18 protein-coding genes are annotated in these 22,958 nt (G+C 40.9%); 12 read left to right on the top strand and 6 right to left on the bottom strand.

Going from position 1 to position 22,958, the window contains the following annotated elements:
- Positions 1–60: 60 nt before the first annotated feature.
- Positions 61–1,656 (top strand): ABC1 kinase family protein, encoded by a 1,596-nt coding sequence (locus ACYVLS_RS04335; RefSeq protein ID WP_460321629.1) that lies wholly within the window; start codon positions 61–63, stop codon positions 1,654–1,656.
- A 41-nt stretch (positions 1,657–1,697) separates the two neighbouring features.
- Complete coding sequence (locus tag ACYVLS_RS04330; protein WP_460321626.1) at positions 1,698–2,651, top strand: aromatic acid exporter family protein; 954 nt, start codon at positions 1,698–1,700, stop codon at positions 2,649–2,651.
- Between the two features lie 81 nt (positions 2,652–2,732).
- Here ACYVLS_RS04330 and ACYVLS_RS04325 read toward each other — a convergent pair whose 3' ends face one another.
- Genes ACYVLS_RS04325 through ACYVLS_RS04315 form a run of 3 tightly spaced genes read right to left on the bottom strand, consistent with a single transcriptional unit; the run spans position 2,733 to position 4,778 of the window.
- The gene (locus ACYVLS_RS04325; protein ID WP_460321625.1) at positions 2,733–3,161 is read right to left on the bottom strand and encodes a hypothetical protein; all 429 of its coding nucleotides are present in this window, start codon (positions 3,159–3,161) and stop codon (positions 2,733–2,735) included.
- 5 nt (positions 3,162–3,166) lie between these two features.
- The gene (floA, locus tag ACYVLS_RS04320) at positions 3,167–4,153 is read right to left on the bottom strand and encodes a flotillin-like protein FloA (protein ID WP_460321622.1); all 987 of its coding nucleotides are present in this window, start codon (positions 4,151–4,153) and stop codon (positions 3,167–3,169) included.
- A 10-nt stretch (positions 4,154–4,163) separates the two neighbouring features.
- Positions 4,164–4,778 (bottom strand): NfeD family protein, encoded by a 615-nt coding sequence (locus tag ACYVLS_RS04315; protein ID WP_460321621.1) that lies wholly within the window; start codon positions 4,776–4,778, stop codon positions 4,164–4,166.
- Positions 4,779–5,024: 246 nt separating this feature from the next.
- Here ACYVLS_RS04315 and glgB point away from each other — a divergent pair, with 246 nt between their 5' ends.
- The 5 genes from glgB (at position 5,025) to ACYVLS_RS04290 (ending at position 13,418) form a co-directional block, all read left to right on the top strand.
- Positions 5,025–6,938 (top strand): 1,4-alpha-glucan branching protein GlgB, encoded by a 1,914-nt coding sequence (gene glgB / locus ACYVLS_RS04310; protein WP_460321620.1) that lies wholly within the window; start codon positions 5,025–5,027, stop codon positions 6,936–6,938.
- Between the two features lie 72 nt (positions 6,939–7,010).
- Entirely contained in the window at positions 7,011–8,156 is a 1,146-nt protein-coding gene (locus tag ACYVLS_RS04305; protein WP_460321619.1) for a glucose-1-phosphate adenylyltransferase, read from the top strand.
- Complete coding sequence (gene glgD / locus ACYVLS_RS04300; protein WP_460321617.1) at positions 8,146–9,315, top strand: glucose-1-phosphate adenylyltransferase subunit GlgD; 1,170 nt, start codon at positions 8,146–8,148, stop codon at positions 9,313–9,315. The genes ACYVLS_RS04305 and glgD overlap by 11 nt, the downstream gene beginning before the upstream one ends.
- A gap of 8 nt (positions 9,316–9,323) precedes the next feature.
- Complete coding sequence (gene glgA, locus ACYVLS_RS04295) at positions 9,324–10,763, top strand: glycogen synthase GlgA (RefSeq protein WP_460321615.1); 1,440 nt, start codon at positions 9,324–9,326, stop codon at positions 10,761–10,763.
- A 216-nt stretch (positions 10,764–10,979) separates the two neighbouring features.
- The gene (locus tag ACYVLS_RS04290) at positions 10,980–13,418 is read left to right on the top strand and encodes a glycogen/starch/alpha-glucan phosphorylase (protein WP_460321613.1); all 2,439 of its coding nucleotides are present in this window, start codon (positions 10,980–10,982) and stop codon (positions 13,416–13,418) included.
- An 84-nt stretch (positions 13,419–13,502) separates the two neighbouring features.
- Here the strand turns inward: ACYVLS_RS04290 and ACYVLS_RS04285 are convergent, their stop codons facing one another.
- The gene (locus ACYVLS_RS04285; RefSeq protein ID WP_460321611.1) at positions 13,503–14,324 is read right to left on the bottom strand and encodes an undecaprenyl-diphosphate phosphatase; all 822 of its coding nucleotides are present in this window, start codon (positions 14,322–14,324) and stop codon (positions 13,503–13,505) included.
- Between the two features lie 200 nt (positions 14,325–14,524).
- Between ACYVLS_RS04285 and ACYVLS_RS04280 the strand changes: the two genes are divergently transcribed.
- Positions 14,525–15,031, top strand: coding sequence for a PTS sugar transporter subunit IIA (locus tag ACYVLS_RS04280; protein ID WP_460321609.1), 507 nt, complete (start codon positions 14,525–14,527; stop codon positions 15,029–15,031).
- Between the two features lie 64 nt (positions 15,032–15,095).
- Here ACYVLS_RS04280 and ACYVLS_RS04275 read toward each other — a convergent pair whose 3' ends face one another.
- Together ACYVLS_RS04275 and ACYVLS_RS04270 are read right to left on the bottom strand one after the other, a co-directional pair.
- Positions 15,096–15,719, bottom strand: a complete 624-nt coding sequence (locus tag ACYVLS_RS04275; protein ID WP_460321607.1) for a flavin reductase family protein — start codon at positions 15,717–15,719, stop codon at positions 15,096–15,098.
- A 72-nt stretch (positions 15,720–15,791) separates the two neighbouring features.
- Positions 15,792–16,829 carry a lactonase family protein gene (locus ACYVLS_RS04270; RefSeq protein ID WP_460321605.1) on the bottom strand — a complete coding sequence of 346 codons (1,038 nt, stop codon included), beginning with the start codon at positions 16,827–16,829 and terminating at the stop codon, positions 15,792–15,794.
- A gap of 166 nt (positions 16,830–16,995) precedes the next feature.
- Here ACYVLS_RS04270 and ACYVLS_RS04265 point away from each other — a divergent pair, with 166 nt between their 5' ends.
- From ACYVLS_RS04265 to ACYVLS_RS04250, 4 genes are all read left to right on the top strand, one after another.
- Positions 16,996–18,195, top strand: a complete 1,200-nt coding sequence (locus ACYVLS_RS04265; protein ID WP_460321603.1) for an AI-2E family transporter — start codon at positions 16,996–16,998, stop codon at positions 18,193–18,195.
- A 136-nt stretch (positions 18,196–18,331) separates the two neighbouring features.
- Positions 18,332–18,979: a TetR family transcriptional regulator gene (locus ACYVLS_RS04260; RefSeq protein WP_460321601.1), complete on the top strand. Its 648-nt coding sequence runs from the start codon at positions 18,332–18,334 to the stop codon at positions 18,977–18,979.
- On the top strand, positions 18,973–20,694 hold the full coding sequence (locus tag ACYVLS_RS04255) for an ABC transporter ATP-binding protein (RefSeq protein WP_460321598.1): 1,722 nt from the start codon (positions 18,973–18,975) through the stop codon (positions 20,692–20,694). Before ACYVLS_RS04260 ends, ACYVLS_RS04255 begins: the two co-directional genes overlap by 7 nt.
- Positions 20,694–22,568 carry an ABC transporter ATP-binding protein gene (locus ACYVLS_RS04250; RefSeq protein ID WP_460321596.1) on the top strand — a complete coding sequence of 625 codons (1,875 nt, stop codon included), beginning with the start codon at positions 20,694–20,696 and terminating at the stop codon, positions 22,566–22,568. Before ACYVLS_RS04255 ends, ACYVLS_RS04250 begins: the two co-directional genes overlap by 1 nt.
- The last annotated feature ends 390 nt before the right edge of the window (positions 22,569–22,958 follow it).

Genomic DNA, 22,958 nt, shown 5'->3' with positions numbered 1-22,958 from the left:
AAATGGTGTTGATCATTTTCCTGGTCAGCACCTTTTTCAACTAAAGAAAGGAGGCCAACAATGAAAAGTAATCGTGAACGGTTAACCGAAATCGCCAGTGTCCTAGCATCATACGGTTTTGGACATATCTACCGGACCCGAGTCAGAACCAAGCACAAAGAGCAGGATGCTACGAATCTTCGTCTGGCATTTGAAGAACTTGGACCGAGTTTTATTAAGATTGGTCAGATTATCTCAACAAGACAGGATTTGCTGCCGCCGAGTTATATTAGAGAAATGTCAAAACTGAGAGATGATGCGCCTCCTTTTCCTTTTGCAGATTTTGCCCGTATTTTTAAAGAGGATTTTAAGGAAGACTTAGATGATGTATTTGAGTGGGTTGATAAGCAGCCTCTGGCAAGTGCATCCGTTGCTCAAGTACATAGAGCTCGACTGAAAACAGGTGAGGATGTTGTGGTCAAAGTACAACGTCCTGAAATTGAAGAAAACCTGCTCAGAGACATACAGCTCTTTTCTCGAATAGTTTCTATGGCACCAGAAACAGTCAAAGAAATGCTTGTGGATGCGAAGGCGGCCTTCAAGGAAATAGAGGAAACGACTAAAAGAGAACTTGATTTTAGAAACGAAGGTCAGGCTCTCGTTAAATTCAGGCAGCTTAATCAGGATTTGGATGCTGTTGCGGCTCCTAAACCACTATTAAACTACACATCGAAGCGTGTCTTAGTGGAAGAGTATGTTGAAGGCATCAGAGGCTTGAACCGTCAGCAGATTAGAGAAGAAGGCTACGACAAACATGATATTGCTGAGAAATTAGTGTATTCTTTCCTGTCTCAGGTATTTAAAGATGGCTTCTTCCATGGTGATCCACATCCCGGCAATCTCATTATCAAAGATAAAAAAATAGTCTTTATTGATTTTGGGATTGTGGGAGAGCTGTCTGACGGAGTCAAGGAAGACCTGGTTAAATTAATGCGTGCGATTGTATTTGAGGATATTGATCAGTTAATGAATTTGCTTCTTCAAATGGCGATTACAAAAGATAAGGTTGACCGCTTTGCTTTCAGTGAAGATTTAAATGACTTCTATCAGTCATATATATCAAAAAGTTTCGGTCAGATTGATCTGAGTACTTTTTTTGCCGATGTTCTACATGTGACGCATAAATACAAGATGGTTATGCCGAATGATTTCATTCTCCTGGCTAAATCATTGACTATCATTGAGGGAGTAGTCAGCGAACTGCACCCGGATATCAATATTATGAAAATCGCAACGACGTACATTAAAGCAAGTGATGACATCAGTTTAGTTGAGGGCATATCTAAAGATAAGCTTAAGCTAGGAGCCTATCAGCTAGCATCAGATACTGTTAAATTACCTTCGTCTCTAAAAAAAGCCCTGGATACAGTTATTAATGGCAGGATGATGGTGCACATTGACCTCGTTCACTTTGAAGATAAGTGGCGGGAAGTAAATAAAATGATTAACCGTCTTGTATTTGCTTTGATCGTATCAGCTTTAGTCATGTCGTCTTCTATTATATTTGTCATGTCTGAAGGGGCCGGTGTGTCATTTTTTGCTATAGCTATATTTATTGGCGCTATTGTTATGGGATTGTGGCTGCTGATTTCCATCATTAAATCAGGCACACTCTAGTGACGTATTGACTAAAGAAATTAAGAAGGGACATGACAGCTATGTCTATAGGAGAACGTACGATTAAAATGGTTCTGGCCACGCTGCTGTCTACCTTTGCAGCACAGTTTTTTCAATTAGAGCATACTTTAGCTGCTGGAATAATAGCAATCCTGAGCTTGCTTGATACAAAGCGGGCTTCCTTTATTATTGCTTTTAAGCGTACGGCCTCAACCGTCCTAGCCTTTCTGATTGCCAGTATAATTTTTTACTTTATGGGATTTACAGTCTGGGCTTTTGGAATTTATCTGGCTATTTATGTACCACTTGCCTACACGTTCGATCTGCAAATTGGCATCGCTCCGGCTTCGGTATTGGTCACGCATTTTATGGGTGCAGGCAGTATAGCTTTGGCCTGGCAGCTCAATGGTTTGGGATTAATGTTTTTAGGCGCTGCCGGTGCACTGCTCATTAATTTGTGGATGCCTTCTTATCTAAGTCAATTGGAAGAAAGCAGAGCTGAAATTGATAATAAATTAAGCTACGTTTTAAAGGTTATTTCATTTAAGCTGACTGGAGCGAATCCGTCTGAAGAGTTGAAAGAATTGCTTTTAGAACTTGAAGAACAGCTGCTGGATTCCAAGAAGAAAGCACTGAATGAGTACGACAATCAGTTGTTCAACAAAGAGGATTATCTTGTCCGCTACCTGGAAATGCGTCAGATACAAATTAACATTTTAAAGCGGATGCTATACTCGCTTCAAAATATTACGCTTGAAACCAGTCAAGCGCTTATTCTAGCTGATTTGTTTAAAGAGACAGCTGAACAGCTGAATGAAAAAAATACTGGCCTGGCTTTACTCGAAAAAATCAGTATTCTTTACCGTGAGTTTAGGAAGTCCGAACTTCCTAAATCGCGAGATGAATTTGAAAATAGAGCCTTTCTCTTTCAGCTTCTTCACGAAATAGAAGCCTTTATAGAAATAAAACGACAGTTTTTTGTTGAAGAAAACTGATTATGTTATTATTAAAATTACAAAAAACCGACAGAGAAGAGTTGGCTATTTCGCCTAACTCATCCTGTCGGTTTTTCTATTTTAATCAGAATCTCTCATTGATACTGGTTTATCCAATATTTCTTTGTAGATTACAGCTTCTTTTAATTTCTTTTTATTAAAGCTGACTGCTCCCGTTCTTTTTTTCTTTTTATTTACGGAAGTGGATAAGTTGACAACGTCTTTTATAATCGGTTCACTGCTTTTATTTCGCTGATACCGTTCATACCGTTCTCGTTTTTCTCTTTGAGTTCTCGTCGGACGATTGGCGGTTTTTTCCTGTTTCTTAGCGTTTCGCTTGAATTCTTTATCCTCTATATCTTGAGAGGGGTACTTTTCAACAGAGTCTCCAGCTTGACCGTCATGAGGGTGACGGCTTTTGTTCTGATTTTTTGTAAAGACCCCGGCTACACTCGTAACTATGAGGAAAAATATAAACAGCTGGATGATAAAAGAGAAGTAAAAATTCATTTATATCACTCTTCTTCGCTTGACTGGTCAGAAATCGCGGCTCTCATATCTGTGTCTGCATTGATGTTTTTCATTTTGTAATGATCCATTACACCAATGTTTCCGCTTCTCAAGGCTTCTGCCATAGCAAGTGGAACCTCAGCTTCTGCTTCAACCACACGGGCACGCATTTTTTGAGTTTCTGCACGCATCTCTTGTTCCTGTGCAATCGCCATAGAGCGGCGTTCTTCTGCTTTAGCCTGTGCGATATTCTTGTCTGCTTCGGCCTGTTCTGTCTGAAGTTTAGCTCCGATGTTCCGACCGACATCTACATCCGCAATATCAATAGATAGAATCTCAAAAGCGGTTCCTGAGTCAAGACCTTTACCCAGTACAGTTTTGGAAATCATGTCCGGATTTTCCAGGACATCAGAGTGTTTGTCTGCAGAACCGACTGTTGTAACAACACCTTCACCTACACGGGCGATAATAGTATCTTCACCGGCACCACCGACTAGTCGTTCAATATTAGCACGAACCGTTACTTTGGCTTTGGCAATGATTTCAATACCATCTTTAGCAACAGCGGCAATATCTGGTGTGACTATCACTTTCGGATTAACCGAAACTTGAACAGCTTCAAATACATTTCTACCTGCTAAATCAATCGCGGCTGCTTTTTCAAATTCCAGTTCAATATCTGCTCTGTGAGAAGCTATCAGCGCATCAATGACCGTATTGACATTACCACCTGCTAAAAAGTGTGCTTCGAGCTGATTAGTATTCAGGGTCAATCCTGCTTTAGTCGCTTTGATCAGCGGGCGGATGATAGCATGCGGACTTACTTGTCTCAGCCTCATTCCTACTAAAGTTCCAATACCTACTTTAACACCTGAAAAGTAAGCTGTTATCCAAAGTCCTACGGGTACAAAACGAAGGAACAAACTTAAAAAGATCAGTATGATAACAGCGGTAACTATAATGCCTGCGAATCCATTACTTAAAAAATCCATGGTCATTCTCCTATCTATTTTTTCTTACAGTTATTTTGGTGCCTTTCACTTTGTCTACAATTACTTCTGAGTCTCTGGATATGTGTCCATCTATACTTAAGACATCATAGACAGTTGGGTCATCTCCAAAGACTACCTTACCGGAAGGACGTAAAGGGGTGAGCGTTGTGCCTTCCAACCCTTCAGTAATAACGGGTTTTTCTTTTTTCTCCTGCTCAGCTGAAGAAGTCCCAGGTAAGTTAGTCTGTAAAATCAATTTGTTGACGTTAGCCAGAGAGTAGCCATTTTTAACGAGGTAAAAAACAACCCCTGACGTAATAACCACCGATAAGCTAAGATCTCTAACGGTTTGTCCTATGTCCCCAATTGTGAGATACAGTCCTGAGATGAGCAGAATCATGCCGATAACACCAGCTACTCCGAATTCGGGAATAAAAATCTCGAATACTATTAGAAGTAGTCCTGCAGTGAACAATATAACGGGTAACCATGTTTCAAGACCAGCAAATCTAAAGTAAAAAGCCAAACTGATTAATGTCAGACCTGTGCCGCTTTTAACGAATGGAGTCAAAATAGCCAAAGCAACTCCGATGAATCCTAAACCAAGCAATAAACCTTCCATCATTGTGCCTCCTTCCTGACAGAATTGGTCACCTGTTAGTAACTTAATCATACCATTTTAAGCTTCTCATGTCATCGGTCGCAAGTAGTAGAATAATATTAAAAAATTCTAATAGTTCAGATTTACACAAAAGCTAAAGTTTGGTAAACTAGCCTGACTAGGGTACAATATTAATAGAATCACTATATATAATATCGTGCACTGATATATTAGAATACGTTTATAGTTCGATTAAAATGGGGGATAAGGATGAGTGAATGGAAAGGGAGTCAGGAAGTGAATGAAGAACTTTTAGAAGCCTGTTACTTATTTAACGAAGGCACACAATATGATAGCTATTACACAATGGGTTGTATTAAAGCTGAAGAAGGGTTCCGATTCAATGTATGGACACCGAATGCTCAAGCTGTTTACTTAGTTGGGGAGTTTAATAATTGGACAGAACAGGATGAAATGCAGGAAATAGAGGGTTCCGGCATTTATACTATTGGTATGTCTAACGCAAAAGATGGACACACATACAAATACAAAGTCATTCAAGCTAATGGAGAAGTGGCATATAAGATAGATCCTTATGCCTATGAATTTGAAGTTAGACCTAAAGATGCTTCAGTTGTGAAAGATTTACCGAAGAAGCATTGGAAAGACGGGTTATGGATGGCTAACCGTAGACGACTCGAAATTTATAGTCGTCCTTTAAATATCTACGAAATGCACCTGAGCTCGTGGAAGCAGCACGAAGACGGGACATGGTACACAATTAAAGAGCTTCAGGACGAACTAATTCCATACGTGAAAGAACTGGGGTACACACACATCGAGTTTATGCCTCTAATGGAGCATCCCCTCGATATGAGCTGGGGATACCAGACAACTGGATTTTTTGGCTTATCTTCAAAATTTGGTACGATGGAAGACTTTCAAGATTTTGTCGAAGCAGCTCATCAGGCCAATATTGGTGTGTTAGTCGACTGGGTGCCGGGCCACTTCAATAGAAATGATTATGGACTCGCCTATTTTGACGGTACGCCACAATTTGAGTACCAAGACCCTAATCGGGCAAACAATAACAGATGGGGTACGCTGAATTTTGACATAGGGAAAAACCAGGTAAGAAGCTACCTAATTTCTAATGCTTTATTCTGGATTGAACAGTTTCACCTTGACGGGCTTAGGGTAGATGCTGTCAGCAACATGCTTTATTTAGATTATGATTTAGGCGACTGGACACCTAATAGTGAAGGAACAAATGTTAATTTGGAGGGAGTTGAATTTCTGCAGCTGCTCAACAAAAAAATATTTGAACGCTATCCGGAAGTTTTAATGATGGCCGAAGAAAGCACCGCTTGGGAAAAAGTGACTCATCCCGTACACGAAGGGGGTCTGGGCTTCAATTACAAATGGAACATGGGGTGGATGAATGACACCCTTAAATTCTTTGAAATGGACCCTTTGTACCGCAAAGATCACTTTAACCTTATTACGTTCTCCTTTATGTATACTTTTAACGAAAACTTTGTATTACCTTTTTCTCATGATGAAGTTGTCCACGGGAAAAAGTCAATGATGCATAAAATGTTTGGTGACCGCTACAACCAGTTTGCTGGACTGCGAACCATTGAGTCTTATCGTATGATGCACCCCGGGAAAAAACTACAGTTTATGGGTGCAGAATTTGGTCAGTTCTTGGAGTGGCGCTATGACGAAGGCTTGGACTGGGCTAATTTGAATGATCAGATGAATCAGAATCATCTGACTTTCACTAAAAAATTAAATGAATTCTATAAAGAGCACCGCGCACTGTGGGAACAGGACCATTCACCGGAAGGTCTGACCATATTGAGTGCAGACAATGCTGAAGAGAGCGTTCTATACTTTATGAGACACGGAAAGAATCCCAGAGATTTTCTGGTTATTTTGTGCAACTTTGTTCCAGTCGAAAGACAAGGAGTTAAAGTGGGTGTTCCATTCAAAGGACAGTATGAAGAAGTATGGAACACAGAATGGCAGTCGCTTGGAGGCACCTGGGCCGAAAGCCAAGGGGTCATAAAAACGACGCCGGAGAACCTGCACAACCAGGAGCATGCTATTGAAGTGATACTGCCGGCATTGAGCATCAGTGTATTTAAACCGAAAAGAGTTTACGGTGTTCCAAAAAAATAGTTAATAAATAAATACGGCACTAAAAAATGTTTTTAAGGAGGGAAGGAAGGTCTTTGGATACTTCCGAATTAGATGAAAACAGAAACAGTTGCAATGATTTTAGCTGGGGGACAGGGGTCGCGTTTAGGTAAGTTAACCAAACAGATTGCCAAGCCAGCTGTTCCTTTTGGTGGGAACTACAGGATTATAGATTTTGCAATTTCAAACTGTGCCAATTCAGGTATCAAAAATGTTGGGGTAGTCACACAGTATCAACCGCTTGTTCTTAACAGTCATGTCGGAAATGGTTCCAGCTGGGGATTAAACAGACACAATGGTGGAGCAACTATACTTCAGCCTTACTCAAGTGTAGACGGAGAGAAATTCTTTAAAGGGACAGCTCATGCTATTTATCAGAATATTGACTTTATTGATCAGAAAGATCCGGAATATGTAGTGATACTTTCCGGCGACCACATTTATAAAATGGATTATGAAAAGATGCTGGATTATCATAAGAAGAAAGATGCTATTTTGACGGTGGGTGTTATGCCGGTACCTTGGGAGGATACGTCCCGCTTTGGTGTAATGAATACAGATCAGACTGATCGTATCATTGAGTTCCAAGAAAAACCTGAACATGCTAAGTCTAATCTAGCTTCCATGGGTATTTATATCTTTAACTGGTCACGACTGAAGCAGTATTTAGTTGATAATCAGTCTAAAAACCGACAAATGGAAGATTTCGGACATCACGTTATCCCGGCATACCTACGCAACAGTGAAGCGGTCTATGCATACCAATTTGAGGGATACTGGAAAGATGTCGGTACCATCGAAAGTTTATGGAGTGCAAATATGGAGTTTCTTGACCCGAATCATGAACTGAATATCCGTGACCGGGAGTGGCGAGTCTTTAGCCGGAACCCTAATACAACACCACAGTTTCTGACATCTTCAGCTCGAGTGACCGACTCAATGATAACCGATGGGTGTTATGTTGCTGGAGAAGTAACACACTCAATCTTATCGCATAACGTTAAGGTAGGAAAAAATTCAGTCATTAAAGATTCCTTCGTGATGCCGAATGCTGTCATAGGCGAAAATGTGACCATCGACAAAGCTATTGTTGGCGAGGGTGCTCGAATATATGACGGGGCAGAACTTATTGGTAAAGAAGATGACATCGCTGTAGTAGGGTACGGAGAAGAAGTAGGAGGTTATTCTGATGAGAAGTAAAATAGTACCGATTTTAAATTTAGTAGAAGATTCTGAAAAATTAAAACCATTAACTAATAGAAGACCGGCTGCTTCGTTACCCTTCGCCTGTCGTTATCGTCTGATTGATTTTCCTTTTTCAAGTTTGTATAACGCCAAATCAGAAACAGCGGCATTATTCATTGCAGGATCAGGTCACTCACTCTATGACCACATTCGTTCAGGCAGCACTTGGGGACTTGATTCATTGGCTGGTGGTGGCGTATTTACGCACTCTCAGCTTGAAAAGAAATCAATTGCTGGCAACTCTCAACATGGGAAGTTCTATTATGATGATTACCATAAGTATGTGACGCGTTCCAGAGCTGAATATGTGGCTATAATGGGCTCCAGTCTCTTATCAAATATAAATTTAAACTCACTTCTTCATTTTCATAATGAGAAAAATAGTCAAGTAACAATAGTCTACAAGAAAATCAGACGAGACGAGCTAATCAGCGATACAAAATTGTCTGCTCTGAAAATAGATAATGAAGATTCCAGCAAAGTGGAAGGCGTCACCCACATCGCCGACTTGAACGGTGAAGAATATGTGTATCTGAATATGGAAACGATGCTTCTGGACAAGAAAGTATTCCTTGATTTTCTATTCAAGGCAAAAAATGAAGATTTAAAAGTAAATGTGGAAAACTTCATAAGCTTTACACTGGAAGCAAACTGCACAGTTTACGGGTACGAGTATACCGGCTACCTTAAAGCTATTGAAGACATTAAAAGTTATTACGATGCGAATATGGACATGCTGGACGAAGATAACTTTAATGCACTGTTTTATAGAGCCGATCCGGTTAGAACACGTGCAAAGAATTCTGCGCCTACTTACTATGGAAGTACAGCCGTTATAGAAAATGCACAATTTGCGAATGATTGTGAAGTGTATGGAACAGTTAAGCATTCCATTATTTTCCGTAAGGTGAGTATTGCAAAAGACGTTCATATTGAAAATTCGATTATCATGCAGGATTCCTGTATTGAAGAGGGTGCTGTTCTGAAAAATGTCATTCTGGACAAGCATGTCTATGTTAAAAAAGGAGCTCATTTGGAAGGAACACGTGAAGAACCGCTTGTTGTTGCTAAAAACAGCGTGGTGTATTCCAACGGAGAGATTGAAGAAGGGTGAGAGATAATATGAAGTTGCTTTTTGCGGCATCAGAATGCGCACCATTCTTTAAAACCGGTGGTCTTGGAGATGTGATGGGGGCCCTGCCTAAAGAACTGGCTAAAAGCGGGAACGATGTCCGAGTAGTATTGCCGCACTTTGTACAGAAGTTAAGTCCGGATTTACAAAATGAACTGGAAGACGTGACGTCCTTCACCGTTGAAGTCGGCTGGCGTAACCAGTATTGTGGCATTAAACAATTAAAAAGAGATGGTGTCATTTATTACTTTATTGATAATCTCTTTTATTTTGACAGAGAAAATCTCTATGATTATGGCGATGATGGTGAACGATTCGCTTTTTTCCAGCAGGCTGTTATCGAGATGATGGAAACCATTGATTTTATTCCGGATGTTCTTCATGTTAATGACTGGCAGACAGCGATGATACCGGTACTTTTAAAGGACAAATATTCCTGGATAAACCCGCTAAAAGACATCAAAACAGTATTGACCATTCATAACATTCTGTTTCAGGGCGTTTATGATCAGTATATTCTGTCTGATTTCTTTAACATTGGCTATGCTGCTTTCCATGACAGAGGCTTGAAATATGGGGACAACGTCTGCTGGTTAAAAGGTGGTATTTATTATGCAGACTTAGTCACGACAGTGAGCCCTACTTATGCGCATGAGATTCAGACGCCAGAGTTTGGATATGGACTGGACGGAGATTTGCAAAACGTTCAGCACAAACTGGTCGGTATTTTAAACGGGATTGACTATGACACATATGATCCAGAAACTGACGAGACAATAGCATATAACTTTACAGCCGATGATTTAGCAGGAAAACTCGAAAACAAGAAAGCTCTTCAAGAGCGAGTAGGCCTACCAGTTGATGAAGAAGTTGCCTTGCTTGGAGTGGTAACACGCCTCGATGAGCAGAAGGGTGTTCAGTTAATTGTGGACGCTATGGAAGAGCTGATGAAGTATCGTCAGGTACAGCTGGTTCTTTTAGGAACAGGGAAGCCTTACTTTGAAGATGCCTTCCGTCACTTTACGGAGGCCTATCCGGAGAAATGTCAGGCTATAATTGATTTCGACGGAGAACTGGCCCAGTGGATTTACGCAGGGGTCGACATCTTCCTGATGCCTTCACAATTTGAACCTTGTGGTCTGTCGCAGCTCAACTCACTTAGATATGGGACAGTTCCGCTGGTTCATGAAGTCGGCGGACTGGTTGATACGATAGAGCCTTACAACAAATGGACAGAGGAAGGTACGGGCTTCAGTTTTTATGATTTCAACGTCCTGACATTCCTTTCAATAATCGATGAGGCATTGACGACTTATTATGATGAACCTGACAGCTTTAAAAAAATGCAGGTTAGAGGAATGACACAGAACAACAGCTGGGAAAAATCAGCTCAAGAGTACATGGATCAGTACCGCTATATAGTCTATTGATTACTAAATCTCGAATGATTCATTTTATAATCATTCGAGATTTTTGTGTTTTTTTAGTGGGTATTACAACATACTGAATAAATAAGAGTAGCAAAAGATTAGTATCTTACTTTAAAAATATAACAAGACAGATTTCTGTACTGAATCTTTACAAAGTTAGCTGTTTTATCAGGATGCTTTACGGTATACTTTGTTTTATCAAGGGGAGGAATGTTTATGGACTTTTCGAAAAAAGAATTCATTAAAGATTTTAAAGCACAATTTCAGAGCATGTACGCCTATCCTTATGAAGAAGGATCTACTGAACAACTGTATAATGCACTAGGTTTACTTATGAAAAACTACATTTCTGAGGATTGGAAAAACACGCGCACGAATTACATTAAAAATAGCGTTAAGCAGGTTTATTATTTCTCTATGGAATTTTTACCAGGACGTCAGCTGACAAGCAATGCTTATAATCTGGGAATTCTGGCTATTATCACAGAAGGACTGGAAGAGTTAAACGTGTCTTTTGAGAAACTAGTCGAAGCCGAGGCTGATCCTGCTTTAGGCAACGGGGGACTGGGGCGTTTAGCATCTTGCTTTATGGACTCACTGGCCTCACTCAGCATACCCGGAAACGGAAACGGGATACGCTATCAGTATGGCCTGTTTAAGCAGAAATTTGTTGACGGCTATCAGGTTGAATTGCCAGAAAACTGGCTGAGATATCGCAACGTATGGGAAACGCGAAACGACAAGTCAACGTGTATGGTTCGTTTTGGAGGCAATGTGTGGATTGAAGAAAATCAGCAGGGCCATTTTGAAGCGAAATATGAAAATACGTTGAATGTTTTAGCGGTCCCTTATGATACACCTATGGTGGGCTATAGAAACAACAAAGTGAACAATCTCCGTTTATGGTCTGCGGAAATTCCCGTGGAGGAAGAAGAAAACTATCTATCCATAGAAGCGACAGAACCGATCAAGGAAATTACGGAAGTTCTTTACCCGGATGATTCCAATTATGAAGGGCGCCTGCTGCGATTGAAACAGGAGTACTTCATGGTGTCAGCTGGCGTGCAGTCGATTCTAAGACATTTTAGAAAATATAATGTTCCGCGCAAAAATATACCGGACAAAGTAGCAATTCATATAAACGATACCCATCCGGCATTAGTTATTCCGGAAATGATGCGTATTCTTCTTGATGAAGAACATTTATCCTGGGAACAGGCATGGGAAATCACCATTAAGACATGTAGCTACACCAACCACACAATTTTAAGAGAAGCACTTGAAAAATGGCCGATTGATATGATGAAAGAGCTGTTGCCTCGAATTTACATGATTATTGAAGAGATTAACAGACGATTTGTTGAAAATACTCAGCCGCTGTATGGTGAGCGTATTACATGGCAGACAGCTATTCTTCAGAATGGTGTGGTCAACATGGCTCACTTGGCTGTTATCGGCAGTCACAGTGTGAATGGTGTAGCCAAACTCCATACAGAAATTCTGATGGATGATGTTTTAAAAGATTTCTTTGAACTTTATCCTGAACGATTCAACAATAAAACGAACGGTATTACGCAGAGAAGATGGATGCATCTGGCGAATCCAGGATTGACCCAGCTAATTGATGATAAAATTGGGGAAGATTGGAAACGAAATCCGTCAGAACTGAAAGTATTTAAGGGGTTTGAAAAAGACAAGAAGACTCTGAAGAAGCTGGCAGCCATCAAGTTGGAAAACAAGAAAAAACTGGCGGAGTATATTCAGGAAGTCAAGGGAATAACCATCAATCCGGAAGCGCTAATCGATGTGCAGATTAAAAGGCTTCATGCCTATAAACGTCAGCACTTGAATATGCTGCACATTTTGCATCGTTATCTAGAAATTAAGCAGAACCCGTCCGTCGACTATGCACCGCGCGTGTTTATATTTGGAGCAAAAGCTGCACCAAGTTATGTCTATGCTAAGCAGATTATTAAAGTCATCAATTCTCTGGCAGACTTAGTCAATAATGACCCGGATGTCGGTGATAAACTGAAAGTTGTATTCTTTGAAAATTACGGTGTGTCTCTGGCAGAAAAAATCATTCCAGCTGCGGATATCAGTGAACAGATATCTCTGGCAAGCATGGAAGCTTCAGGCACCAGCAACATGAAACTGATGGCAAATGGCGCGTTAACTCTGGCAACGCTCGACGGAGCGAATATCGAGATTAAAGACTTTGTTGGTGATGACAATCTGTTTGTTTTCGGTTTATCCAGTAAGGAAGTCTACGAACTAAAAGCGAATCAGAGCTACAGCGCGCAAGAGGTGTATGAGTCCAATACAGCTGTTCGTCGCGTGATGGATGCTTTAAAAGATGGGACTATCCCAAATCTTCAAGGAGAAGGGGATGCCATTTTCGAGTCGCTGATTCACTACAACGATGAATACTTTGTGCTGAAAGACTTTGCTTCCTATGTAAAAGCACAGGAAGACGTTGATACGCTCTATAAAGATGAGGTGGAGTGGACAAGAAAGTCCCTGCTCAATATCGCAGCTTCAGCTCCATTCTCAGCAGACTATACGATTAAACGCTATGCAGATGATATTTGGAAAGTGAAACAGTGCTGTCTGGAAGATGAAGGTGTCCAGCCGCTGGACGAACCGCTTTCGTAACAGGTAAATAAAAATACCCCTTTACTCTACTATGTCAGTGGAGTAAAGGGGTATTGCTATTTCAGTTCTTTAATAATAAGTTGATTAGGCAAGCAGACCGAAGTAACCCATAACGATTAGTCCTACCACTATCCTGTACCAGCCGAATGAACTGAAGTCGTTTCGGCGAATGTAATTCATCAGGAATTTTATCGCAAAAATGGAGACCAGGAAGGAAACAATACAACCGACAGCTAGGATAAGCATTTCTTCGAATGTGAAGGTGAAGCCGAAGCCGAGAAGTTTAATCAGACTGGCTCCCATCATGACCGGGATTGAAAGGAAGAATGAATATTCTGCTGCAATCGGTCGGGCAGCTCCAATCAGGATGGCGCCGACGATTGTGGCTCCTGATCGGGATGTCCCGGGGATTAAGGCAAGTACCTGGAAAAATCCAATCATTAATGCCACTTTGTAAGTAAGTTGTTCCCATGTAGCAATTTGTGGGACCTTTCCTTCATTTCTTTTTTCAATGACGATGAAAGCAACCCCGTAGACAATTAAGGCAATAGCTACCGTAATCCAGTTAAAGAACAAGTCATTAATAACATCTTCGAATAAAATACCAAATACACCGGCAGGAATAATACCAATAAGTACTTTATACCAGATATGCCAGGTTTCTTTCTGCTGTTCATCGCTTTTATCTCTATCAAAGGGATTCAAGCGTTTAAAATAAAGGAGAACGACTGCCATAATTGATGCAAGTTGGATGACCACAAGAAACATTTCTTTAAATTCATCCGTAGTATTTAAGACAAGAAACTCATCCACCAGTATCATATGCCCCGTACTGCTGACCGGAAGCCACTCTGTAATACCTTGAACGATTCCGAGTATTATTGTTTTTACAATTTCAAAAAGCACTTTAAAAACTCCTTTATATTTATTTCAACTTTATAATCATATCAAAAATAAAGAGTTGAATGTAAAAAAAATGTGAAATTTTCAATAAATAATCATATTAGTTTTTGTTTGGAGTACTCTATGATAGTATTAAAGTAGAATTGAAATGAATAATCAGGTAAACTGAGAATATAAAATATAGAAGAGAGTAGGGATGAAATATGGGAGTATTTGATTTTTTAAAAGGCAAAGGAAATGAGCCTAAGAACAAAAACGCGGTATTGATAAATCCGGTCAACGGAAAAGTTGTGCCAATTGACGAAGTGGATGACCCGGTATTTTCACAGAAAATGATGGGCGATGGCTTCGGAGTCGTACCTAGTGATGGAGATATTTATTCTCCTGGATCAGGAAAAGTAGTGAGTGTGTTTCCAACTCAGCACGCTGTCGGTCTAGAACTGGACAACGGCGTAGAGGTACTGGTTCATATCGGTATTGATACGGTTGAACTGGAAGGCGGTCCATTTGATACGCTAGTTAAAGAAGGCGATACCCTAACACCCGAAACAAAAATTTCAACTGTAGACTTGGAAGGCTTGAAAGCAGCCGGAAAAGAAAATACAGTAATTGTAGTCTTCACGAACATGGATCAAGTGGATAACTACGATTTATCAACCACTGGTGAAACGAAAATGGGAGCAGAAATTGGTTCTGTTTCATCAAAATAATTTCAGATAGATAAAAAGCTCATCGCCCGCTGGGGTAATGAGCTTTTTTCATATATGCTGTTGCCTAATTTTGAGGTCGGGTGATGGAAAAGATTTTACCAAGCTCTGAATAAGCAGTTCCTGACAGACGAGCGACAGGCCGCAATGCTTCAGGTAAAATATATTCTTTCTCAGCATCGAACACACTAGGATCCAAGTGGACATCGGTCACTTTCAAAAGGAAGTGATCGGTCATAATAGTCCCTTCCTCATCTTTTATCGGGATATGCTGATAAAGAGTGGTCTCAAAACGAATGAGAGCCTCTTTTAAGCCTGGCACCTTTATGGATGAGCTGTCTACCAGTGATAAATCCGTCCGGTCCAGCTCACTTTCTGTTGAAGGCAGTGGAGCCGATGTTTCATTCATGTTAATGGTCAGTGATTCGCTGACGATGTGCACAACAGCTTCCTTTTGAGCCAGAATGTTTTCAGCAGTATCTTTAGCTTTTCCGTCTGTACGAAGTATAGAGACGGTCAGCAAGGGAATCTGGTTAGACGCTACACTGAAAAAACTGAAAGGTGCTGCATTGACAATATCAGCATCTTTGTTCAGAGAGGTTATCCACGCGATTGGTCGGGGTATAACACTTCCTGTCAGTAACTTGTATTGCTGTTTTACGGATAAATCTTCTGCTTTAAAGTGATGCATGTTTATCTCCTTTTGTCTGAAAAAATCAGCAGTTTTCTTATTTGTTAGACGGTTAATGCTGTGAGAGGGAATTTATTGTGCAAACTGCACACAGACAACTTCAGGCGCATAAACATCTTTCTGAAGCAGTGTAAGTGTACCGTCTTCACTGTTCCGCTCAAACAGAGTGAGATTATCGCTATCCTGATGCCCTACTACTAGAAATTTTTCATCCGGAGTCAAATTGAAGTCTCTTGGAATCTCGCCTTCAGTAGCGGTAAACTCGAGTCTTTCGAGCTTTCCATCGGACTGAACAGAAAAGTGTACGATAGAATCGTGTCCTCTATTAGATGCATAAAGGTGTGCCCCGTCTGAAGTGATACGCAAAGCAGCCCCGCCATTGAAGCCACTATGGCTGTCAGGAATAGTGGGAAGGGTCTGCAGATGGCTGAATTCTCCTTTATTAGAGTCATATTCAAACACCAGCATCTCGCTGCTTAGTTCACCGAAGACGTAAGCGTGTTGACCATCAGGATGGAAGACCAGGTGTCTGGGGCCAGTCCCGGGAGCTACTTCAACGACAGCTTTCTCCTGCAGCTTGTTCTCTTCATCAAGCTGATACGTATAAACTTTGTCAGTACCCAGATCACAAGCAACTAGAAAGCGTCGATCTGGCGTCAAGTCAAAATAATGAGCATGAGGCGCATCCTGATTTTCATGAACGGACTTGCCGGAGTGAACAGCCTTGTCAAGGAGTTTGAGCATACCTTCTGAATTTGTCTGATAGACAGCGACTTCTCCCTTGTGGTAATTGGCAGTGTAGATTAAGCGTCTATCTCCATCATATGCCACATAACAAGGCGGAGCGCCTTCTTCCAGCAGCTCATCCTGTTTAACATAATGGCCTTCAGCATTCAGTGCAAAAGAGGCTAAACCACCTTTGCCATCATCAGTTTTAGATACTGAGAACAGTAACGACATGTCCTCGCTGCCGTCTATATAGGTCGGGTTGCCAACAGCTGCTTCGTGTTTTAGTGATTCGAGCTGCTTGGACTCGGTGTTCAGCTGAATACTGTACACGCCTTTGCTTTCTCGTTTCGTATAGGTTCCTAATAGTATGTTCTGATTCATTCCTTTACCTCCTGTAATTTAGTCTCATCGCTTTTAGTATACCAAAGAATGATTACCCATAGAAAGGAAACAATTCAACTGTCTCACTGAAGGCCTTAATTTTATCTATACGGATTCAGTTATGATAAAATAAAAGAGTGCAAACTAGGGAAAGGAGGCAAGGAAGATGTCCGAAAAATCCGCTGATAAACAGGCTACGCAATGGAACAACACATGGTTCTGGAAAAGAATCATCAACAATAAAATCGTTTCTGCACTAGTCATTACTTTTTTACTGTTTGTAAACATTTATATGTTTACGCGTATTTCTTACATATTTCGCCCGATAGGCATTATTTTGGGGATAGTCGGTCCACCCATGATATTCTCTGTCATATTTTATTATTTGCTTAACCCGATTGTTGACTGGCTTGAACGCAAACGCTTTTCGAGAAATACCGCCATTGCGTTTATGTTCAGCATTCTAATCCTTCTGATTATTGGGGGGATGAACTTTATTGTTCCGATTATTCGTGACCAGCTGGAATCCCTGATTGAAAGCTGGCCGACCTACTGGAATAATCTGATGATGCAACTGGACAGTCTGCTCAATACGCAGGCTTTTACAGATTTTATGGATCAGCTGGGCGAAACGACAATTCTGGAAACACTCACTAACCAGACATCGCAGGTTGTAAATGCAACAATGGGGAGTATCGGCAGTTTAATCGGAACGGTTACCCAGATTTTCATTACCCTGTTCACTATGCCATTTGTATTATATTATCTGCTGAGAGACGGGAAAAAGATACCACCATTTGTTACCAAATACATTCCGATTCAGGCTCGACCGAAAGTGAATGAATTATTTACAGCAATTAACAGACAAGTCAGTTTTTATGTTCGCGGCCAGCTGATAGTAGCTATTTCGGTTGGAATCATATTCTGGATAGGTTTTACCATTGTCGGCTTGGATTTTGCTTTGACTTTAGTCATCTTTGCTGGATTTTTGAACCTGATTCCTTATCTAGGGTCATTTGTAGCCAGCATACCGGCATTGATTATTGCTGTGGTCCATTCGCCATTTATGCTGGCAAAAGTACTGATGGTTTTTGCTGTCGAACAGATATTGGAAAACAGAATCATCTCACCTCAAATTATCGGAAATACCCTTAAAATTCATCCCGTTAACATTATTTTTCTTCTGCTGATTGGTGGAAGATTGTTTGGAGTGATGGGAGTCGTTTTTGGCATTCCAGGCTATGCCATTATAAAGATTATCGTATCGATGGCGTTTGACTGGTACCGTGCGTATTCTGGCTGGTATGATGTCGAAGAAGCACCGATTAATCCACAAGAAGCTCTGGTAAAAGTTAAAGATCATTAAATTAGACAGGTTTGTCATTTGACAAACTTGTTTTTTTTGACTTGATTTATGACAAGTTGTCACATATAATAACATAATATGACAACTTGTCATTTTTAACCCACTTTTATAATCTACTTTGAAAGGACTAACTACTTTGCCGACACAAACATTCTTTAACTTATCTGAAGAAAAGCAGAAACGGCTGATTACCGGGGCGATGAAGGAATTTTCAGCTAAATCGCTGAATGATGCCTCGATTTCAAACATTGTGAAAAATTCTAAAATATCTCGAGGCAGCTTTTACCAGTATTTTGAAGACAAGAAAGATCTTTATTTTTATCTGATTGGTAAGTTCAGATACAACTATCGCCAGCTTATGTTTAAAAGCTTCAAGGAAGAAGCGGGTGATTTCTACAAAGGGTATAAGAACTTCGGAGAAAAATACATTAAGTATATAATGGAATCCGAAAAGTTCGGATTTTTTGAAAATATGTATATGCACATGAATTATCAGATTAACCAGGAAGCCCGCGTTGACGTCAATCACTCAAGTCAGCAGAAGCTGCCGGAAGGAAAGCGGATCATAGATGTCATTGACCGTAGTCGATTGAAGGTTGAAACGGACAAAGAAGTAATCGACATTCTAAGATACATTCTAAGCATGCTGAATGATACGATAATGGAAGGGTTCTGGAAAGAACTCACTGTTGTTGAAACACAAAAATTGTTTGTAAAACGCCTAAAATGGATAACATATGGCGTGAAAAATTGTAAAGAGGAAGAAGATGAGTCAACATGTTAAAACTTGGTAGACTGATGAATACACCGAGGGTACTGCTCAGTCTTTTATTCATGGCGTTTCAGGTAGTCGGGATGCTCGCTATGCCTACAATCACCGCCAATATAATTGACTTTGGAGTAGCTGAAGGAGATATCAACTATATTATACGAACTGGCCTTATAATGCTCGGTTTCACTTTTCTGACAATTATCTCTGCGCTCCTTAATGTTTATTTTGGAGCAAAAGAATCTCAGGGTCTGGGTGATACAATCCGCCGGAAAATCTATACTATTGTTACTTACTTCACAAACGAAGAACTGGATCGATTCGGAACATCCACTCTGATTACGCGTACGACGAATGATATTATGCAGATTCAGTTTGTCATGATGATGGTCATCCGTATTATGACTCTGGCTCCATTTTTAATGGTTGGGGCAGGTATTATGGCCTATACGCGTGAACCTAATTTGGCATTTGTCTTTTTAATTTCCATGCCTATTCTAATGGGGTTACTGTTTTTAATCCTCCGATTGACCAGCCCTATATTCAAGTCACTTCAATTGAAAACAGATAGATTGAATCGTGTTTTCCGAGAAGGTTTGACTGGTATTCGAGTCATTAGAGCTTTTAATAAGGATGCCTACGAAAAAGAACGGTTTGATGATGCGAACTGGGATTTTGCCTCCACATCTATTAAGGCACATACGATTCTGGCCTTTATGATGCCGTCCATGGTGTTTGCAGTCAGCCTGACAAATATCATGATTACCTGGTTTGGAGCTCAGTTTATCAGTGTGGGTGAGATGCAGGTCGGAAACCTTGTGGCCTTTATGACCTATGCTATGCAGATTCTACTGGGAATCATGATGGTGTCCTTTGTTCTGTTCTTCCTGCCACGGGGACAGATTGCTGCAGCACGTGTCATTGAAGTGCTGGAGACACCGAATATTATTAAAGATCCGGATCAGCCTAGAGAGTTGAAACAGGATGCTAATGTGTCCCTGCACTTTAATCAAATCAGCTACCGCTATCCGGGGGCTGAAGAACTTGCACTCAAAGACATTGACTTCAAACTGAACAAAGGGGAACGTCTGGCTATTATTGGCGGGACCGGATCAGGGAAAACGACTCTGGCTAATTTGATTCCCCGTTTGTATGATATCGAAAGCGGATCGATTGAGGTCAACGGCATTGATATTAGAGATGTGGCTCAGGGAGCCTTGAGACGACTGATTGGTTTCGCTCCACAAAAAGCGCTGCTGTTTTCAGGAACGATTCGCGAAAATATGAAATACGGAAAGCCGGATGCAACAGATCAAGAAATCTGGCATGCACTGGATATTGCTCAGGGAAAAGAGTTTGTTTCAGGCTTGCCTAATGGCCTGGATTCTAAAGTCGAACAGGGCGGGGGGAATTTCTCTGGTGGCCAGAGACAGCGACTCAGTATCGCACGCGCTCTTGTCACAAATGCAGATATTTTAGTCTTCGATGATTCTTTCTCTGCACTGGACTTTAAAACGGATGCTCAGTTAAGAGAAGCATTGAAGCCCGAGACGAAAGATAAAGCAGTAGTAATTATTGCCCAGAGAATCAGTACCGTTGTGGATGCTGACCAGATCATTGTTCTGGACAGAGGAAAAATGGTAGGCAAAGGAACACACGAAGAACTTAAACGCTCCAATACGATTTACCAGGAAATTATGGAATCACAGCTGAAAGGAGAGGATATTTAATGAAAGACCAAGGAAAAAGCACTGCTCACCTGAAAGCGAAAAAAGCCAAAGATTTCTGGGGCACAACCTTCAGACTGGTTAAATATATGTCCACTCGTTTCTGGGGTCTGGTTCTGACGTTTGTTCTGGTTATAGCGGCTACAGTCATGGGAACCGTGGCTCCTTATATTCTGGGACTGACCACCACCGAAATCTTCCGTGGGGTTCAGGAAGGAAACGCCTTGATTGAAGCCGGCGAAACAGTTTCAACTTACCCGATAGATTTTGATTACATTCGAAATATCTTATTAATAGTTGCCATAGTGTATATCACACAATCCATCTTTCAGTATTTCCAGTCTTACATTACTGCTCGAATAGCTCAAAAGACGGTTTATGATATGCGTAAAGATTTGAAAGAAAAGATGTCAACCTTGCCGATAAAGTATTATGATACGCATTCAAACGGAGACATCATGTCACGCGCGATTAATGACATGGACCAGATTGCGAACACCCTTCAGCAGTCGCTGTCCCAGTTCATCATCAGTGTAGTCCAGTTTGCGACTGTTTTGACGGTGATGATTGCTATCGATATTCGCCTCACACTGGTGACTATCGTTACTGTTCCGTTGAGTTTTCTGCTGATAGCCTGGGTCGCACCTAAATCCCAGAAACAGTTTTCTGCTCAACAGAAAGAACTCGGTGTCCTGAACGATCAGGTAGAAGAAACATTTTCCGGGCACACCATCGTCAAAACCTATAATCGGGAAGAAGATGAAATCGAAAAATTCGTCAAGCAGAGTGCCAAGTTGAATGATGCATCCTGGAAAGCTCAGTTTCTATCCGGAATCATGATGCCTCTAGTCAGTTTTTCAAGAGACCTGGGTTACTTTGGAGTCGCTATCGTCGGGGGAATTGGTGTTGCCAACGGGACAGTTTCCTTAGGTAATGTTCAGGCATTCATTCAATACGTCAATCAGTTTTCTCAACCGGTCAGACAGATTGCCAACCTGGCCAATACCATTCAAGTGACGATTGCGTCATGTGAGCGGGTATTTGAGATTCTCGATGAAGAGGAAATGGAAGAAACAGCATCTGCTTTGAAACCTAAACCGCATTCGCCCTATAAAATTGAATTTGAACATGTTCAGTTCGGTTACGGTGATGCAACTGAAGACGAGCTGCTTATGACTGATTTCAACTTGTCTGTAAAAGACGGTAATATGATAGCCGTTGTTGGACCAACGGGTGCTGGAAAATCCACCCTGATTAATCTACTGGAACGTTTCTATGACGTTAAAGGCGGCAGCATCCGTTATGACGGGACTGATGTGAGAGATATTGACCGAAATGAACTGCGCAGCCGATTCTCAATGGTGCTGCAGGACACTTGGCTGTTCAATGGAACGATTTGGGAAAATATTGCTTACGGCAGCCATGATCAGCAAAACGTCAAGGATGAAGACATTCTGGCTGCAGCGAAGGCAGCTCACGTGGACGAATTTGTCAGACGCCTGCCGGAAGGCTATGATACAATTTTAAATGAAGAAGGAACCAATATTTCTCAAGGGCAGCGTCAGCTGATTACAATCGCGCGTGCGTTCCTTGCCGATCCGGATGTCCTGATTCTGGATGAAGCCACTTCTTCTGTAGACACGCGAACAGAAATACTCATACAAAAAGCGATGGAGAACCTTCTGGAAAACCGAACCAGTTTCGTAGTAGCCCATAGGCTATCCACGATTCGTGATGCGGACAAGATCATTGTCATGAATCATGGAGATGTGATTGAAACAGGCAATCACGATAACCTCATGAAACAAAACGGTTTCTATGCCGACCTGTATAATTCGCAGTTTCAGTCACCGGATGAACAGTTACAAGCAGTATAAATAAAATCGAATGAAAGAGATCGAGAGTTTAAAGCTTTCAGAATGAGTTAGTTCTTCTGCAGCTTACAATCGGTCTCTTTTTTGTTTGCAACACCTGAAATGACAAGGCAGGCAAGTGATGCTACAAAACTATCTAATCAAATAGCGGTTACATTTTTTGTTTATGTCAGTAATACCTCCTCTAAAAGTTAGTCTTTTTCTAATTGTTTTCTCACTATTGCTTAATTATATAAGCAGGTCTAGAATGAAGAACATCTTAAAACAGCATTATGGTGGTAAGTCAAGAGAATAGATTATAAATAGACAACCTAATTTCATAAAAAAGGGTTCACTGAACTAAACCGTCACGTATTCGAAAATACGTTCGGTTTATGTCTTCGGATAGTCGTC

The organism is Alkalibacterium psychrotolerans (assembly GCF_054784355.1).
Note: the sequence above shows the minus strand (reverse complement) of the source record. Positions and strands in the feature narration are given on the sequence as shown.